This is a genomic window from Micromonospora sp. RTBAU3-60 (genome assembly GCF_054963695.1).
This window is the reverse complement of record NZ_JBUEGB010000075.1, coordinates 1-16408: the sequence shown is the minus strand read 5'-3', so window position 1 is coordinate 16408 and position 16408 is coordinate 1. Positions and strand designations below refer to the sequence as shown.

Here is a 16408-nt window from a genome sequence, read left to right as displayed (position 1 = left end):
ACCTCATCGACAGACCGCTCGTCGCCCACCCCTCACTCGGGCTCACCCTTCTGCACTCGATCAGAGGAGAACTGACATGATCGATGTTTCCCGTATGCTCCCGGCGTTCCGCGACCGACGCTGGGCCGCCGTCGTCGCCACCGCAGCGTTGGCAGGCACCGGCATGTTCGCCGGCGCATCCGCCCAGGCGGAGCCGACTTCCGGCCCGGCGGTTGCGGCAACCACCACCTGGGTGGGCACCTGGGCCACCGCCGTGGCCGTGCCGGAGAGCGGCCAGGCGCTGGCTGGCTTCACCGACACAACGCTGCGGCAGCGGATCCATGTTTCCGTCGGTGGAGACGTGGTGCGGCTGCGACTGACCAACGTCTACGGCAAGACGCCGTTGGTCGTGCAGTCCACGACCCTCGCCCGGCCCGGCGCACAACCCGGCGACATCGATGCGGCGACCCTGACGCCCGTCACGTTCGCCGGGGCCACCAGCGTCAGACTGCCAGCCGGCGCAGAACTCGTGTCGGACCCCGTACGTCTGTCCGTGCCCGACGACGGTGACCTGATCGTCAGCATGTACCTGCCCGGACCCACCGGTCCGGCGACATACCACGGAGGCGCCCGCACTACCGGATGGATCGCGACCGGCGACCGGACGCATGCTGAGGCCGTCACTGACTTCCCCGGACGTACCGGGTCCTTCTGGTTCCTCGACGGCCTCGACGTGCAGACGGATGTCGACGGGTCGGTGGCGTTCGTCGGCGACTCCATCACCGATGGCAGCGGCTCCACCACCGGCGCCGACCATCGCTGGCCCGACTATCTCGCCGACCGAATGCTCGCCGAGCCGCGACCGCATCGGTTCGGTGTGCTCAACGCCGGGATCGGTGGCAACCGGATGCTGCTCGACGCCCGCAGCCCCGGGTACGGCGTGAACGCACTCGCCCGGCTCGAACGCGACGCGCTGACCCAGACGGGAGTGAAGACCGTCTTCCTGTTCGAGGGCGTGAACGACATCCAGCAGGACCCGTCGGAGTACGACGCCACGCAAATCATCGCGGCGTACCGGCAGGTCGTGCAGCGCGCTCACGACCGTGGCCTGCGGGTCGTCGGCGCCACCATCACCCCATTCCAGGGCTGGTCGGCGTGGACGCCTGAGCGCGAGGCGGTGCGAGCGTCGGTCAACCAGTGGATCCGCACGTCCGGTGAGTTGGACGCAGTCGTCGACTTCGACGCGGCGCTGCGCGATCCTGCCCAACCGCTGCGGCTGCTCCCGGAATACGACTCCGGCGATCATCTGCACCCGAAGGACCCTGGGTACGCCGCTATGGCCGCAGCAGTGGACCTCAAGCTGCTGCGTCCCTGATACGCGGCGCCGCCAGGCGCGCGTCCGCTACGCCCACCAGCGGGCGACCACCCGCGCCCCGGCAGCACTGGTTGACATCCTCCCGGCCCTGAAGGGCCGGGAGGATGTCAAGTCGAGTTGAGTGCGGCTGGCCTGCCGGCCTTCGGTCGGGGTCAGTCGAGCTGCTCGAACTGTAGGTTGGCGTGCAAGACCGCTGACCTGTTCACGATCTCGACGCCTTCCTGGGTGAAGTCGAACGCGGCATGTAGCACAACGTCGATGTACAGCGAATCGGCCGCCAAACTCCATGCGGGTGATGTCGACCGGGTTGTGGCCCCCACCCAGGAAGATGGTCGCATCGATGTATCCAGGGTGCGAGTTGATCGGGAAGGCGAAGGTGCGGTGTGTTAATGCAGGCAGGTCGTTGCCGGGTAACTCAATGAACCCGCCCCGGATCGCCGTCTTGATGATCTCGGGTCCATCAGTGCCGGGGCGGAAGGTCTCGGGATCGAGGCGGTTGGCCGCGGAGAACGGCGCGAGCGGTACGGTGATCGACGCCAGCCGAGCCCGAGTCCCGCCTTGGGCCGGCGGGTCGTTTCGCTGCGCCGCAGCCGACCGGCCGCCACGAGTTACAGCACGGGGTGAAGGTTGGTCTGGGCCTGCACGGCGGTCGACCGGACTATCTCACACATCGAGACCTGACTGTTCGAGGCGTTCGAGCAGGCTGGGCTTACGCGCGTGCACCGTCCGAAGCTCGGCCAGCCGCTGTCGGAACGGTGCGCTGTCGCCGTCGCGTTCGCTGAGGTCGCGCAGGTCGACGAGGAGCTGTACGGCTGTGTCGTAGTCGCGGGATTTCTTCGTGGCGATGAGTTCGTTGATCCGCTGCCACGCGGCGGGCTGATCGACTGCGAGGGCGTCGAGGTGCCGTTGCCGGGCGGCCGCCGCGGACCGTTCCTGGCGGATGCGGTCCCGCTCACGCTGCTCGGCGACCTGGCGTTCCCGTTCTGCGCGGAGGTGTGCGGCGGTGGCGAGTAGTTCGCCTGCGGTGCGTGGGGCGGTCGTGGTGGATGTGTTCGGGAGGTGTTCGTCGCGGTACCGGCGCAGCAGCCGGTCGCGCAGGTGACCGTGGCCGCCGCTGACCAGGTCGGCGAGGATGGCGTCCTTTTCTCGGACCGGGAGTCTGGTGACCCACGAGCGCAGTTGCGCGGGGGGTGGCTCGACGGTGGCCTGCGCCGAAGCGGCCGCCGCGGCCGCGATCAGATCAGGGGCGATGCAGAGGAACTCGGCGACCGCGGTGAGCGAGGCGTCGAGCGTGCTCATCCCGGTCGGGACGGGCGGCTCGGGTTCGTCGTCGTCGAGTTCCAGCGACTGTACGCAGCGCAGCCAGCCCAGGTACAGCAGGCGCTTGTCCCCGGCGGCGAGGGCGGCACGCACCGGGATGATCGAGGCAAGCAGGCCGTGACCGTCGAGGTCCCACTCGTCGATGCCGTCCTCGTCCTCCCGGTGGAGATGGACGATGAGGTGATTACCAGCGGTCCACGCGGAAGCACTGTCACCGACGCAGTAGCGCGCGACGATAGCGGGGTCGAGCACGTGCTTCGGCAACCGCAGCATGACCTGGCGGGTGCCCCAGTTGGCCACGTACAGGTGCGCGTCGAAGTATCGCTCCATCAGCTTGCGCGGGTCGCCCTTGAAGTCGCCCCACTCGTAGGTGTTGACGAAGCTGGTGGCGGTGATGTCGGCCCGGGTGGACAGCGACCGCAGTTCGGCCTGTTCGCGAGTCGTGAGGGGCCGGCCGATGGCGGTGAACTCGTAGTACTGATACTCGCTCACTGTGGCTACCGCCCGGCCCAGTGTCGGTAGGCGTCGATCCAGGCGGCGCCGTCCGGTGCAGGTGCGGGCAGCGGCAGGTCGAGCAGGTCGATCTTCTGCCGGTGTCGGCCCCGGGCGCAGACGGCGACGATGCTGTCGGCGGTGAGGTCGACCTTCTGCACGATTACCCCCATGCCGAGGACGGTGGTGGTAAACGGCACCGTCAGATGCTCTTCGAGCATGGTGAACAGGCCGGTGAGCTGTTCGTGGTCGCCGTACGCGTCGACGGTGGCCTCTTCGATCATCGCCTCGAGCACCGCACTCCGCTTCGATGCCATCGGCGCAGGATAGCGGACGCGTGCCGAGGTGTTCGAAGCCCGATATCCGAGGATGGTCCGGTGAGTTCTGTAGACGAGTTCGAGGGTCTTCGCCGCGAGCTGCAGCGGTTACGGGCGGAGAACGCCCGGCTGTCACGGCTGCTCGAACTGCGCGGTCAGGACACGGCTCCTGCGCCGGAGCAGCTGTCCGCGCCGGTCGCTGCGCCGGGTTTGGTCACGATGGCCTCACCGGTGGCGGACAAGCTGGCGCTGTTCGCCGACCGGTTCCGGGCCCGCGTCGACGTGTATGCCGTGCGGTGGGAGAACGCCCGCACCGGCGCCGCCGGGTGGACGCCCGCCGTCTCCGGCGGCTGGCGCAAGGGCATGGACCGGCGCGGCGCCACTTACCTGCCCCGTACGGGGGAGGTCGTCGCCGCTCATCTCGTCGGCGACGTGTTCATGGGGCTGTATCCGCTGCTACCTGGCAATACCTGCCACTTCGTGGTGGCGGACTTTGACGGGCCGACGGCGATGCTCGACGCCCTCGCCTACGTCAAGGCGGCACGGGCCAGCGCTGTGCCGGCGGCATTGGAGATCTCCCAGTCCGGTCGCGGTGCCCACGTGTGGATCTTCTTCGCCGGTGTGGTCCCAGCGACGACGGCGCGGGCCGTCGGAACCGCCCTGCTGCACGAGGCGATGGTGCTGCGCGGGTCGATGGACCTGCGGTCGTACGATCGGCTGTTTCCCAACCAGGACGTCCTTCCCGAGGGCGGCTTCGGCAACCTCATCGCCGCGCCGCTGCAGGGCCGGCGCCGCAAGGACGGGCTGACGACGTTCCTTGATCTCGGCACGCTCGAGCCGTACGAGGACCAGTGGGCGTTCCTGTCGACGCTGGACCGGCTCAGCCCCAGCGACGCGGAACGCGTCGCCCGGCAGGCGAAGCCTGCCACCACCGGCGCGGACGTCGCCGCGATGAGCCGGTCCACCGCGACTCGAGTAAACCCTGCACTGCCCCCAGTGGTGCACGCGGAAGCCGGTGCCGGGCTGAGCCTCGACGCCGCGCAACTCACCCCGGCCGCGCTGGCGACGTTCAAGCACGCCGCCGCCATGACCAACCCGAAGTTCTACGAACTGCAGCGACTGCGCAAGTCCACCTGGGACACCCCGCTATTCATCCGCGGCTACGACCTCACCCTCGACGACCATCTGGTACTACCGCGCGGCCTGCGCCACACGATCGCCGCGATCGTCGAACACGCCGGATCGCGGTTGGCCGTCACCGACGGACGAAACCCGGGCCGCGAGATCGGCACCGCGTTCACCGCCGAACTCACCGACAAGCAGCGCACCGCAGTCGGTGCGCTTCTCGCCCACGACGACGGTGTGCTCGTCGCCCCACCCGGATCCGGCAAGACCGTCATGGCCTGCGCCGTGATCGCCGAGCGCGGCACCTCCACCCTGGTCCTCGTCGACCGCAAAGCCCTCGCCGACCAGTGGCGTGCCCGCATCGAACAGTTCCTCGGCATCCGGCCCGGCCAACTCGGCGGCGGCCGGCGCAAGCTCACCGGAGCGGTGGACATCGCGCTACTGCCCTCCCTGGCCAGGCGCGACGACATCACCACACTCACCCAGGGGTACGGGCACGTCATCATCGACGAGTGCCACCACCTCGCGGCCGCCGCGTACGAGCACTCCGTCAAACGGATCGCCGCCCAGTTCTGGCTCGGCCTCACCGCCACACCCGTCCGGCGTGACGGGCTAGGCCAACTCGTCACCTGGCAGCTCGGCCCGATCCGGCACACCATGACCGACGAGGAGCAGGGCACCATCGCGGCCGCGATGGCGGTTGATGCCGGACCACGACGAATGCTGCACGTCCACGACACCACGTTCCGCGCCGGCGACGTGGACCTGAACGAACCGGGCGCACTCGCCGAGATCCACCGATGCCTGGCCCTCGACCAGACGCGCAACACCCAGATCGCCGACGACGTCGCCGCAGCCCTCACGCGCGGGCGCAACTGTCTCGTCCTCACCCGGCGGATCGCCCACGTCAACGCCCTCGCCGCGATGCGCGCGGCGCGCGGACACCAGGCACTCGTACTCCAAGGAGCGATGAGCACCACCGACCGGCGAACCGCCGTCGACCGACTCGGCGAAGCCAAAGCCGGTGATGGCCTCCTCGTCATCGGCACCACACCGTTCATCGGCGAAGGCTTCGACGCCCCAGCGCTCGACACCCTCTTCCTCGCCGGCCCGATCTCCTACGACGGGCTGCTCATCCAGTGCGCCGGGCGCGTGATCCGGACGGCACCCGGCAAGGACGCCGCCGAGGTCCACGACTACCACGACCCGGCCACCCCCATCCTCGCCGCCTCACTTCAACGCCGCATGCCCGGATACCGAGCACTCGGCTTCTCCAAGGCGTGAGCGCACCGGAATCCCTCGACCTCGCAATCACCCTGCTTCGCGCGTGATTACGGCAGTCTCCCGGGACGGGGTCGGCACCGAGTCCGACCCCGACACCCACGAGCCGGCCTCCGGGCAGGACACGCTGCGGATGATCCGCCACGTCCATCCGGACGTGCTGCTGCTGGACATCCGGATGCCCGGCATGGATGGCCTCGCGACGCTGCGGGCGATCGCGGGCGAGCCGGATCTCGCGGGCCTCCGGGTGATCATGGTGACCACCTTCGAGATCGACCGGTACATCTTCGAGGCGCTGCGGGCCGGGGCCGCCGGCTTCGTCTTGAAGGACACCGCCCCGGCCGACCTGATCCGGGCGATCCGGGTGGCGGCGGCCGGCGAGGCGTTGCTGTCGCCGTCGGTGACCCGGCGGGTGGTGTCGCTGTTCCTCCAGCCCGGCGGGGTGGTCACCGGCATCGACACGCTGACCGACCGCGAGCGGGAGATCGTGGCCTGGGTGACGACCGGTCATACCAACGAGCAGATTGCGCGGGAACTCTCCCTGAGCCCCGCGACCGTACGCACCCACGTGAGCCGGGCGATGATGAAACTGGACGCTCGTACGCGTGCCCAGCTCGTCGTCATCGGCGTCCGCGCCGGCCTCACGGTGGACCGCTGACATGCGTCGAAGTGTGGTCTGGGTGATGTTCGTCGTCGCGGCTGTCGTCGGCCTGATTCTCATCGCGCCGTACCTGAGCCTCGACATCGACGACAGCCGCCTCGATGTGAGTGGCGCCGTGCACTATGCCGTCCTGGTGATGCACGTCTTCACCGCTGCGGTGGCGCTGGTGCTGGGACCGCTGCAATTCATTCCGGCGGTACGCGCTCACCGACGAGTGCATCGCTCGATCGGACGTGTCTACCTACTCGGCGGGGTGTTGCCGGCGGCGGTCACCGCGGTGCCGGTCGCAGCGTGGTCCGGACGCTTGCTGACCCAGATCGGTCTCATCACGGCGGCCGTCCTATGGCTGATCACGGGCTGGCTCGCATACCGGTCCGCCCGCCGCCACGATTTCACCGGCCACCACGACTGGATGATCCGCGACTACGCGCTGACCTTCCTCGCCGTCACCGCACGCCTCCTCGTACCCCTAATTCTGTTGCTCCGTGCCGCGTTCGCCGGAGACCACGCCGGACCGCTCGCTGAGAACGCCACCGCCATGATTCCGGTCGGTCAAACCGCCGGCTGGATCGTCAATCTGGCCATCGCCGAAGCCCTCATCCGATGGCCCATGTTTCGTACGTACTCAGCTTGAGGTAGCTGTTTGATTTTGATCGCCGCCGCGCTGGGACGCCGGCGTCCCGTTCGGGTGGGTGACCGGCGACGAGGTTTACGGCGCCGACCCGGGTCTGCGCGCTGACATCGAAAGCCGCGAGATCGGCTACGTCCTGGCCGTCTCGACTACGACCTGGCCGGCCGGATGAAGTCGTTCTCCGGCTCGGGCGGCACCAACAACCTCACCTACGACGCGCGGCCTGCCGCTGTCGATGACTGGGCCGTCCGGTGACACCTCAGTGCCCGGCAGGCGGTCCGAACCGTCTGCCGGGTACTCCAGCGGCCTCGGACTACCGGCCGGTGTGGATAAGCAGAGGTGCGATGACCGCTGCGATCGCGGCGGCGCCGGCGTCGTTGGGGTGCAGGTGGTCGCCGGAGTCGTAGGTTGGCCGCAGCGCATCCCCGTCTGCCGGGTCGGCGAGCGCCCGGTCTAGGTCGGCCACTGCGTCGTACTCGCCGCCGTTGCGGATCCAGGTGTTCACGGCGTCGCGGACCGCCTCGTTAGCGGGCGTGTCATAGCCGAACGCATCCTTCATCGGCAGCATGGTGGCTCCGATGATTCGCACGCCCCGGGCGTGCGCCGCCTGGATCAGCTGCCGGAGCCCGTCGATGAGCTGTTCGGCAGTCACCACGGGGGACGCGCCGCAGCCGAAGTCCGGGTAGCCGCCGCCACCGATGTCGTTGACGCCCTCGAGGACGATCACAGCGCGGACTCCCGGTTGGTCCAGCGCGTCCCGGCCGAACCGGGACACGCCCGCTTCGCCGAAACAGGTCGAGTCCGCAAGCAGTTTGTTGCCGTTGATACCGGAGTTCACCACGCTCACCGGCCGACGATCGGAGGCGAGCCGTTCGGCCAGCTCATCCGGATACCGGTTGTCGGCGTCGACCGTGGTGCCGTACCCGTCGGTGATCGAGTCGCCGAACGTCACTACCACGCCGTGGGTGCGTCCTGGCTGGCCAGCTGTGTCGATGCCGGTGAGGAAGTACCAGGATGTGCTGGTCTCGGTGAACGCGCCGGCTTGGGGATCGAACCGCCGGTCGCCGGCGTTTCGGTAGGTGGTGGCCGTCGCGTTCTCGTGGACGGTCGCCGGGCCGGTGGGGCCGGCGAAGTACAGCGTCACCGCGAGTGAGTCCAGCGCGCGTGTCGGCAGCGGCGCGGGGTCGGAGGTGAGCTCGCCTCCGGGGGGAATGGTTGTGGTCGTCGATCGGGCGAAGGTCAACGAGCGGAGGCTGCCGGGTTGTACGGCCGCTCCGCCTGCGGCGTGCGCGATCGTTGCGCCGGTCACCTTCAGTGGTCGGTCGCCGAAGCGGTTGGACAGTCGTACCCGTACAGTCGAGCCGCCGGCGCTGACCCGGACCACCTGCCGCAGTGACTGGTCTGCGAAGCCGTTGACTGACCAGTTCGGCGTTCCGAACCCTTCGAAGGAGTGGTGGGCGGCGGCGGTCCACGCCGCCCGCCAGCCGGCAGAGGGTGGGCCAGCATGGCCGGACCGCGCCACCAGCACCTGGCCGGGCGCAGCCTGGGCGGGCGCGGCCAGGAACAGTGCTGCCGCGACGCCGGCTGCGAACGGTTGAAGCTTTGGATGTCTCATAGGTGTTCCTTTGCAGGCGGTTGCTGACGGGGATGGGTGCTGGCCGGGCCGGCGTGAGGGCTACGCCGGCCCCGCTTCGGTCAGCCGGCGATGCCGGCGCCGGTCTCCAACAGCGACTTGAGGTCGCTGAGCACGAAGGACCAACCGCCCCCGGTGCCTGGGGTGGCGCCGGTGACCAGTGCCGCGGTGTGTGGAGTCCCGGTGAGGTCGTGCGTGACGGTCAGGGTGGTCAGCCCGCGCTCGTCCTGGCCGATGTCGTACGTAAGTCGGGTGGGTCCTTCGGCCGCCATGGCGGGGTCGGCGGTCATCCGCCAGGTCAGGGCGAGCCGCCGGTCGGGTTCAGCCTCGATGATCTCGCCCTCGATAATGACCATGTCGACCCCGCTGCCGACCATGGCTTCGCTCGCGTAGCCGCGGTAGGCGCCACCTGGGCGCGGGTCGATGTCGATCCGACCCCCGTACCCGTAACGCTTGGTCAGTTCCGAACGGGTGAGCGCGGCCCAGACCTCCTCGGGGCTGGCTTTGAGATAAATGCGCTGAACCAGTTCACCTGGGTGTTGCACCGTGCCCGTCATAGCCACTCCTGTGATCACGAACGCCGGGATGGCGTTGCCGTCGGTGATCAGCCTCCGCCGCGCGGCTCGCCGGCACATCGGTGGCCACACGGAGTCGACCACGGAACGCACCACGGAGCGGGGACGGCGGTCAGCCTCCCATTGCCGGCAGACCCAGCGACCTCAGCTCGGCTCGGCCCTCGGCCTCCCGGCCAGGCAGGAGCACCAGCGTGCAGGCGTACTCGATGCGGGCTCCAACCCGCTGAAACCCGGCCAGCGCCGCGGCGAACGCCTCGACGTCCCCAGTCAACCGCCCCCGAGCCCGGGCCAGGCAGGCGTTCGCCCACACGTTCTCGGTGATCGCCTCCTCGGCGAGCGTGAGGCGCCGCGCCGCGTCCGGCAAGCCGGCGGCGACCGCCAGCTCCGCGGCGGCGACGCGGGCGTACGTCTCGTACCGGTAGCCGGGAAAGGCGTTGAATGCCAACCCGACCAGCCGGGACGCGTCGTCGAACTCACCGAGGTGGAGGGCGGTGCGACAGTCCGTGTACACCACCGACGCGAGTGCGGACAGTTCGATCCCGGCGGCGGAGGCGCTCGCCGCCAGCCGGTTCCGCCACCGCGACAGGCCTTCCCGATCGCCTCGGAACCCGCACGCCAGCATGGCGAACGCCATGGCGCCCGCGACGTCCCCCGTCGGTGGGCGGCCGACCCGCTGCCACCCCTCCCACAAGGCCTCCGCCTGCGTCAGCGACTCGTCGAGTTCACCGGTGAGCGCCAGGGCTGGCACGAGGCTGCCGATGGCATGAGTACGGCCTCCGAGCAGGTCGTCATCGATCATCCGTCGCGCGACGTTCAGTGCGGCGGGCAGGTCACCGGCCTGGAACGCAACGGTGGCCGCGACGTGGAAGGTGTCACCGATCTCCGGTGCCGCCTGCGGGTCGGTGGGGTCGAGCGCACTCAGCAGCGCGAACCGCTCCGCCCCGATCCGCCGCGCCTCGGTTGGTCGTCCGGCCTGCGCCGCAGCCGTGCCCAGTAGGTCCAGACCCGCGCTGACCAACACCGGCACGCCGCTGCGACGAGCGGCCGCAGCGGCGACGGCGGCGAGATCCGGGTCCGGGTGGTACCGGCGGCCTCCGGCGTACCACGCCTCGGCGATCGCCACGGCGGCGGCGACCGCGGGATCGGCGGGGTTGCCGGCGGCTCGGGCCCGTTCCAGCAAGACGGCCAGCCGTTCGCGTGACATGTCGCTGCTGATGCGCCCATCGAACCGGTGGACCATCTCGACCACCCGGGCCAGCGCAAGCGCCTGGGCGTTGCCGTCGCCGGCCGCCCCGGCAAGGTCCGCGCAGGTCAGCATCAGGTCCAGCACCTGCTGTCCGGTCGTGGCGCCCACCAGCGCGCAGTCCGCCGCGTTGCGCAGGTCCGCCACCGCCTCGGTAGGGCTCGGTGCACGTGCGGCCGCCTGCCGGTAACAATCCAGGGACTCGGCCAGGAAACGACGGGCGAACGTCAGGCGACCGAGCGACCGAGCCAGCTGGTGCGGGGCCGAGCCGACGCCGCTGCGAGGGCCGAGCAGCGCTGCCCGCAAATCGTCGGCAACGAGGTCGAAGTCCTCGCGCCACACACCGTTTAACCGCCCGACGAGCTCGGTGGCCGCCGATGTCGCCCATTCGAGGTACCGGTCGAACACCTCACCCCGGACCGGGTCGGCGACGAGTTGTTCCCGCGCGAACGCCCGGACCGTACCCAGCATCCGCCAGCGACGCATATCCCGGTCACGGGTCACCAGGCTCTTCTCCACCAGTCGGCCGAGCAGGTCGGCGGCCTCGGCCACATCGCCCACCAGCGGCACCCGGACCGCAGCGGCCAGGTCGAACCCACCCACGAACACGGAAAGGTGCCGCAACAGCCTCTGCTCGGCTGGCTCCAGCAGGCCGTAACTCCAGTCCAGAACGGCCCGCAGCGAGCGGTGCCGCTGATCGGCGTGTCGCACGCCGGTCAACACCCGCAGCGGATCGGTGAACGCCGAGAGCAACCCTTCCACTCCCAGTGAGGCGCTGCGGGCAGCGGCAAGCTCGATCGCCAGCGGTACGTTGTCGAGCCGGGCGCAGAGCTCACCGACCTCCGTCGGGTCGCCGGGCACGTCGGCGCCGGCGGCCCGGGCGCGGTCGTCGAAGAGTGCCCGTCCATCGGGCTCGGGCAGCGGCAGCACCTGCACGGCCTGCTCCCCAGGCACCCCCAACCGTTCCCGGCTGGTGGCGAATACGGTGACGCCGGGGCACCCACTGAGGACCTGCTCGACGAAGGCCGCCACCGCGTCCAGCAGATGTTCGCAGTTGTCCAGCACCAGCAGCGACCGCTGCGCGCCGAGTTCGTCCTTTATCGCCTCGGACAAGGGCTGGCGCGGGGTAGGGGTGAGGCCGAGCGCGGCGGCGACGGCCTGGGGCACGGAGCCGTCGCGCACCGGCACCAGGTCGACGAAGGCGCCGCCGGCCGGAAACCGGGACGCTATCTCGGCCGCCACTTCGACGGCGAGTCGAGTCTTTCCCACCCCGCCGGCACCCACCAGTGTGACCAGCCGGGCGTCGCGTAGCGTTCTGGACAGTGACTCCCGCTCCTGCCGGCGACCGACGAAGGTGGTCCGCGGTACGGGGAGCCCGGCGACGACGGCGTCCGCCCGGTTCGTCGCCGCCACCGAGGCGGTCGATGCCAGTGCCGACAAATCGTGCCGATCGGCGACGCCATACTTGCGCAGCAATGACGAGACGTGGCTTTCAACGGTACGAACAGAGATGAACAGCCGCTGCCCGATCTCGGCGTTGCTGCACCGCTCCTTCAGTAGAGCGAGCACCTCGGCTTCCCGTGCCGAAACCTCGATCTCCACCGTCACAGCCCCCTCACCGCTTCATCATCACTGATGCCGGCCCGATCCGTCACGTCCCGCCACACCGCCGAGCGGCCGGCGGCGGGAGGTGCCGCATGCATCGGTTGCCTGCGGGCTCGCCCTCTCCTGCTCGGTATGGTTTTCGGGACTGAGGAGATGTCCCTTGATCATCTCGATGTAGTGATCGCCGTACACGGACCAGAAGAACGTGGACGCTGCTTGGCAGGGGAGCCGATGGGGCTGGGGAGTGGTGCGACGACTCCTATACTCGGCCGGTTTATGCTTGAGGCGACCTGGGCAAACGTGCGTGAGCATGCCGCTGGGCCACCGGACTACTGGGGGTCAAGGGGTCGTCGGTTCAAATCCGGCCGTCCCGACCGGTTGACTCGGGGAGATGGAGATCTTCCCGGGTAACGGCGGTAACATCCGGTAACGGATGATCTTCGACTGCGGTAACCGCGCTGCGGATTGGCCGTCGGTCCTGCTCGCGTTCACCCGCTCCGACCTGCGGCTTCACGCCGATCGCGGATGCACCGGCACGTTGCTTCCTTGATTTCGCGTCATGTGCTGCAGGCGCCGGCGGCTGTGGCTTCGGTAGATCGAGGAACTTCTGCATGCGGCACGGTCGTCGGAGAGCGCCTGTCGCGGGCTCGGTGAGGTGGCGGCTGGGCGGTGTGTCGGATACCGGGGGAGTCGGGTCGTGGTATGAACAGGCGTGCCGGTCACTGTTCATGATGATCTGTTGAGTCGTGCGGGTGAGTTGAAGCGGCAGCTGGTGGCGTTCTCGCAGCAGCCGCGCTACGACCGGGCGTTCGACGATGTGCTCGCGAGCCAGCATGGCGGTCGGGGTCTGCTCGACGAGCACACCCTGATGATCTTGTGGGATTACTTCGTCCTGGAGCATCGGCTGCGAAACGGCCGGACGGTGGTGGAGCAGTTCGTCGCCGCGCGCCCGGAGTTGCCCGAGCTGGAGCGGCGGATGCTGCTGGGGTGGCGGGACGTGGTGCAGGGGCCGTTCGAGGTGCAGGGGCGCGACGGGGCTGCGCTGGTGGTGGTGAACCTCGTTGATGAGTTGACCTATCGCGTGCGTTCCAACATGGGTCCGTCGGTGTTCCGGCGTACGCCGCCTCGGTCGTTTCTGCTCGCTCGGCTGGTGGCGGTGGGCGAGGAGTGGATGATCAGCGGCCCGATGAACGTGTGGCGGGCGCAAGAGCGGGACGTTGCGTACGAGATGGCGTTGGAGCTGTCGCTGCGCGCGCCGGAGGCGGTGTACCGGAACCCGGAGAAGCTGGCCCAGGCTTGGGAGGTGCAACGCCAGGACCGGGACAGGTTCGTGCGGTTCTTCGGCAGCGATCTGGTGGTGGTGGCCGGCGATCAGGTAGTGGACCGGATGGCCGATTACCATGCTTTCTGCCGTGCCGAGTTGTCTGGCACCCCGTCCTCAATGGCGGCCGGTGACCCGCCGGTGTTGGAGTTGCCGTCGGATGTCGTGGACGCGGAGACGGTGGCGATGATCTACGACGAGGTCGACGGGTTGGGTTTCTACGCCGAGTTCGGGCTGGTGGAGGCGGCGTTCGCGGATCCGGACCTGTTGCGCCGCCGCCGTTACCGTGAGCACACGCTGGCGTACCTGCAGGATGACAGCGTCGCCCCGCTGGTGCTGCGGCGGCTGGCGGAGCGTGATCCCGAGCGGGCCAGTGTGGTGTTTCGGCGACTGTTGAAGAAGGCGCGTTTCGACTGGGTCCGCGACGGCGAGGAGCTTCTGCGCGCGTACAAGCCGGAGTATTTTCGGCGGGCGCCGCGGCCGCGGGTCAGCCCGGTCAGTGAGCGGCTGGCCGGGTACGCTCGCCGGCGCTGAGGCACCGTCAGGTGCTGGGCCAGGTCCATTCGGGCCTCGGCCGGGCCGGGAACGGCGTGAGGTCGAGGTAGCGCCGGTAGGCGGCATGGATCCAGGCGGTGACCGTGTCCGGCGGGAACGCCAGGTCGGCGAAGGTGACCTCGCCCACGCCGTGCGGGCCGTGGCAGGTGGCGACGATGCCGTGTGCCTCGTTTTCGTAGTCGATGGAGGTGACGGTGACCGGGGTGCCGAGCAGAGCTGCTGCGGTGGGCAGGTGGATCTCGTCCTCGATCACGGTGAGGAACGCGCTGTGCTGCTCGTCGGCGCCGTAGGCGTCGACGATGATCGTCTCGATCGCGTTGTCCAGGCCCTGGTCATTCGGCACGCCCCACACAATAGGGCGGCGCGTTCCCGAGCTCGGGATCGCGGTCTGCTGAGATGGGCCGGTGACTGGTGATGAGCTGACGGTGTTGGTGGACCGGCTGCGCTGGGATCGCCGGCGCGATCCCTACCGGCGGCGGCGGGAGTATTCGCAGACCGTCCGTCAGGTGGCCGAGGAGGGTGCTCGGTTGGTCGCCGTGGGGCGGGCGGATCTCGCGTTGCCCGTGTTGCGCAAGGCCGTCGATCGCGTCACGCGGGCGCTGATGTATATGGACGACTCGTCCGGGATCGTCGGTGACGACCTGCAGGAGCTCATGGACCTGTATGCGAAGGCCTGTGCGGCGGCACTGCCGAATCCGGTCAGCTTGGCCGGTTGGCTGGTGAAGTTGGAGTGCGACAGTCCCGGCTGGCCGCGGGTCCGGCTGGCCGACTTTCGCTTCAGCGCTGGGGGAGCGGGGGATCGCCGAGGTGGAGCGGCTGGTCGCCGAGCGGGCGCGCGTCGCTGACCCGGAGTCGTGGATCGCCGCGTTCGCGGTGCGGGACCTGCGTGAGCAGCTCGCCGAGGTGTCGGGCGACGTCGACCGGTACGTCGCCGTGCTGGCCGAACACCTCACCAACGCCGTGCAGTACCAGCGGATCGCCGAGGCGTTACGTGCCGCCGGCCGCGGGGATGAGGCTATCGATTGGGCCCGGCGGGGCGTGGCCGCCAACACGGGCTCTCCGTACACCGACCGGCTCCGTGATCTTTTGGTCGACATGCTCGTCACCGCTGGTCACACATTGGGTGCCGTAGGGGTCCGGCGGGAGGAGTTCGCCCGGCATCCCACCGCCGCGGGTTACCGATCCTTGATCGACACCATGGCGACGGTCGGCGGCGACGACCCGACGGCGTGGGCGATACAGGTGCTGCGCGACCGGGTTGACCAGCAGCCGACGTACGCCCCGGAGCTGGTTGACGTGCTGCTGGCGGCGGGTCGTGACGACGATGCCTGGCAGGTGGCCCTGCACCAACGGCGGTGGCTCGACGGGCCGCAGTGGCAGACCCTGCTGCAGAGACGGGCCGCGACGCATCCGGAGGAGGTGATCCAGCCGTACCGGGACCTCATCGAGCAGGCGATCCTCGACTCGGCCGACAAGCGGCGCTACCGACGGGCCGTCGCGTTGCTCCCCGCCCTGCAGACGGCGTACGAGGCGGCAAGAGAACCTGGGGCGTTCGGGCGGTACGTCGCGGAGCTGCGCATCGCGCACAAGCGCCGGCCGACGTTCCTCAAGACGCTCGACGCCGCTGGGCTGTAGCTGCCCGGTCTCCCTGTGCCAAGTTGCTGGAGCAGTAGTCGCCTCACGGCCTCGGGTCTCCGTGCTGATAATCGGCCGGGCCGGCAGTCTCGCGGTCAAGAGGGAAGCGGACCTACCGCAGTTGCAGACGACCACGGCGGCGGGAGCGGACACCATGCTCGACGTACGCCACCTCAATCTCGATGAGATCGCAAGGGCGCTGCAGGACAAGAGAACGTACGAGTATCGCTGGCTCATTGATCCGGCCAGCGGGGGAGATCATGATCTGGACGGCAGACTGCGGCATCGACGGGAAGACGCTCGTAGATCTCGACGAACTCGACATGGTCCCAATCGAGGCGTTGCCCCCAACAGGCTGGCACCGCGACATGGCCGACTTCGCCGAGCGGGTCAGCGACGAGCGGGGGGAGTGTCAAGTTAACGGCCCTGTCTCACATTCGGTGGTGACGAAGGGTGGCGAGGCGTCGCCGACTCCCATATGGAGGATTTCAACGAGCTTGTACAGGCGGTGTTCTCGGGGCTGTCCCCGCTGATCGTCGAGGACGTGGTCGACGAGGGTGAGCGGATCGTGGTGCGGGCCCGGACGCCGCAGGACACCGGGGTCTGCCCGATGTGCGGGGCCTCGTCGGGACGGGTCCACGGCTATCACTGGCGGACGGC

13 protein-coding genes and 1 pseudogene are annotated in these 16408 nt (G+C 69.2%); 8 read left to right on the top strand and 6 right to left on the bottom strand.

Annotated elements, in window-relative coordinates; all coding sequences use genetic code 11:
- The first annotated feature begins 76 nt into the window (after positions 1 to 76).
- Complete coding sequence (locus ACY34I_RS34895) at positions 77 to 1354, top strand: SGNH/GDSL hydrolase family protein (RefSeq protein ID WP_462759417.1); 1278 nt, start codon at positions 77 to 79, stop codon at positions 1352 to 1354.
- Between the two features lie 663 nt (positions 1355 to 2017).
- Here the strand turns inward: ACY34I_RS34895 and ACY34I_RS34890 are convergent.
- On the bottom strand, positions 2018 to 3166 hold the full coding sequence (locus ACY34I_RS34890; protein WP_462759416.1) for a hypothetical protein: 1149 nt from the start codon (positions 3164 to 3166) through the stop codon (positions 2018 to 2020).
- Between the two features lie 5 nt (positions 3167 to 3171).
- Positions 3172 to 3483: a hypothetical protein gene (locus ACY34I_RS34885; RefSeq protein ID WP_462759415.1), complete on the bottom strand. Its 312-nt coding sequence runs from the start codon at positions 3481 to 3483 to the stop codon at positions 3172 to 3174.
- Between the two features lie 60 nt (positions 3484 to 3543).
- Here ACY34I_RS34885 and ACY34I_RS34880 point away from each other — a divergent pair, with 60 nt between their 5' ends.
- The 3 genes from ACY34I_RS34880 to ACY34I_RS34870 are packed head-to-tail and all read left to right on the top strand — an operon-like array spanning position 3544 to position 7184.
- Positions 3544 to 5892 carry a TOTE conflict system archaeo-eukaryotic primase domain-containing protein gene (locus ACY34I_RS34880; protein WP_462759414.1) on the top strand — a complete coding sequence of 783 codons (2349 nt, stop codon included), beginning with the start codon at positions 3544 to 3546 and terminating at the stop codon, positions 5890 to 5892.
- 43 nt (positions 5893 to 5935) lie between these two features.
- Positions 5936 to 6547 (top strand): response regulator, encoded by a 612-nt coding sequence (locus ACY34I_RS34875; protein WP_462759413.1) that lies wholly within the window; start codon positions 5936 to 5938, stop codon positions 6545 to 6547.
- Positions 6548 to 6572: 25 nt separating this feature from the next.
- A complete protein-coding gene (locus ACY34I_RS34870) occupies positions 6573 to 7184 on the top strand; it encodes a DUF2306 domain-containing protein (RefSeq protein ID WP_462759429.1) in 612 nt (203 codons plus the stop codon).
- A 310-nt stretch (positions 7185 to 7494) separates the two neighbouring features.
- On the opposite strand, the gene ACY34I_RS34865 is transcribed toward ACY34I_RS34870, so the two are convergent.
- The 3 genes from ACY34I_RS34865 to ACY34I_RS34855 form a co-directional block, all read right to left on the bottom strand.
- Positions 7495 to 8796 (bottom strand): SGNH/GDSL hydrolase family protein, encoded by a 1302-nt coding sequence (locus ACY34I_RS34865; protein WP_462759412.1) that lies wholly within the window; start codon positions 8794 to 8796, stop codon positions 7495 to 7497.
- An 80-nt stretch (positions 8797 to 8876) separates the two neighbouring features.
- Entirely contained in the window at positions 8877 to 9371 is a 495-nt protein-coding gene (locus tag ACY34I_RS34860) for an SRPBCC domain-containing protein (RefSeq protein WP_462759411.1), read from the bottom strand.
- A 130-nt stretch (positions 9372 to 9501) separates the two neighbouring features.
- Positions 9502 to 12234: a LuxR C-terminal-related transcriptional regulator gene (locus ACY34I_RS34855; protein WP_462759410.1), complete on the bottom strand. Its 2733-nt coding sequence runs from the start codon at positions 12232 to 12234 to the stop codon at positions 9502 to 9504.
- Positions 12235 to 12949: 715 nt separating this feature from the next.
- Here ACY34I_RS34855 and ACY34I_RS34850 point away from each other — a divergent pair.
- Positions 12950 to 14092: a hypothetical protein gene (locus ACY34I_RS34850; RefSeq protein WP_462759409.1), complete on the top strand. Its 1143-nt coding sequence runs from the start codon at positions 12950 to 12952 to the stop codon at positions 14090 to 14092.
- Between the two features lie 7 nt (positions 14093 to 14099).
- On the opposite strand, the gene ACY34I_RS34845 is transcribed toward ACY34I_RS34850, so the two are convergent.
- Complete coding sequence (locus ACY34I_RS34845) at positions 14100 to 14456, bottom strand: hypothetical protein (protein WP_462759408.1); 357 nt, start codon at positions 14454 to 14456, stop codon at positions 14100 to 14102.
- A gap of 61 nt (positions 14457 to 14517) precedes the next feature.
- Here ACY34I_RS34845 and ACY34I_RS34840 point away from each other — a divergent pair, with 61 nt between their 5' ends.
- The 3 genes and pseudogenes from ACY34I_RS34840 to ACY34I_RS34830 all read left to right on the top strand — a co-directional run.
- On the top strand, positions 14518 to 14958 hold the full coding sequence (locus ACY34I_RS34840; protein WP_462759407.1) for a hypothetical protein: 441 nt from the start codon (positions 14518 to 14520) through the stop codon (positions 14956 to 14958).
- Positions 14921 to 15748 (top strand): DUF6880 family protein, encoded by an 828-nt coding sequence (locus ACY34I_RS34835; protein WP_462759406.1) that lies wholly within the window; start codon positions 14921 to 14923, stop codon positions 15746 to 15748. Before ACY34I_RS34840 ends, ACY34I_RS34835 begins: the two co-directional genes overlap by 38 nt.
- 478 nt (positions 15749 to 16226) lie before the next feature.
- Positions 16227 to 16408: pseudogene (locus tag ACY34I_RS34830) on the top strand (ISL3 family transposase); the annotation flags it as partial.

Coding starts and splice junctions, on each gene's coding strand:
- ACY34I_RS34895 (WP_462759417.1), top strand. CDS start 77: ATGATCGATGTTTCCCGTATGCTCCCGGCGTTCCGCGACCGACGCTGG.
- ACY34I_RS34885 (WP_462759415.1), bottom strand. CDS start 3,483: ATGGCATCGAAGCGGAGTGCGGTGCTCGAGGCGATGATCGAAGAGGCC.
- ACY34I_RS34870 (WP_462759429.1), top strand. CDS start 6,573: ATGTTCGTCGTCGCGGCTGTCGTCGGCCTGATTCTCATCGCGCCGTAC.
- ACY34I_RS34865 (WP_462759412.1), bottom strand. CDS start 8,796: ATGAGACATCCAAAGCTTCAACCGTTCGCAGCCGGCGTCGCGGCAGCA.
- ACY34I_RS34860 (WP_462759411.1), bottom strand. CDS start 9,371: ATGACGGGCACGGTGCAACACCCAGGTGAACTGGTTCAGCGCATTTAT.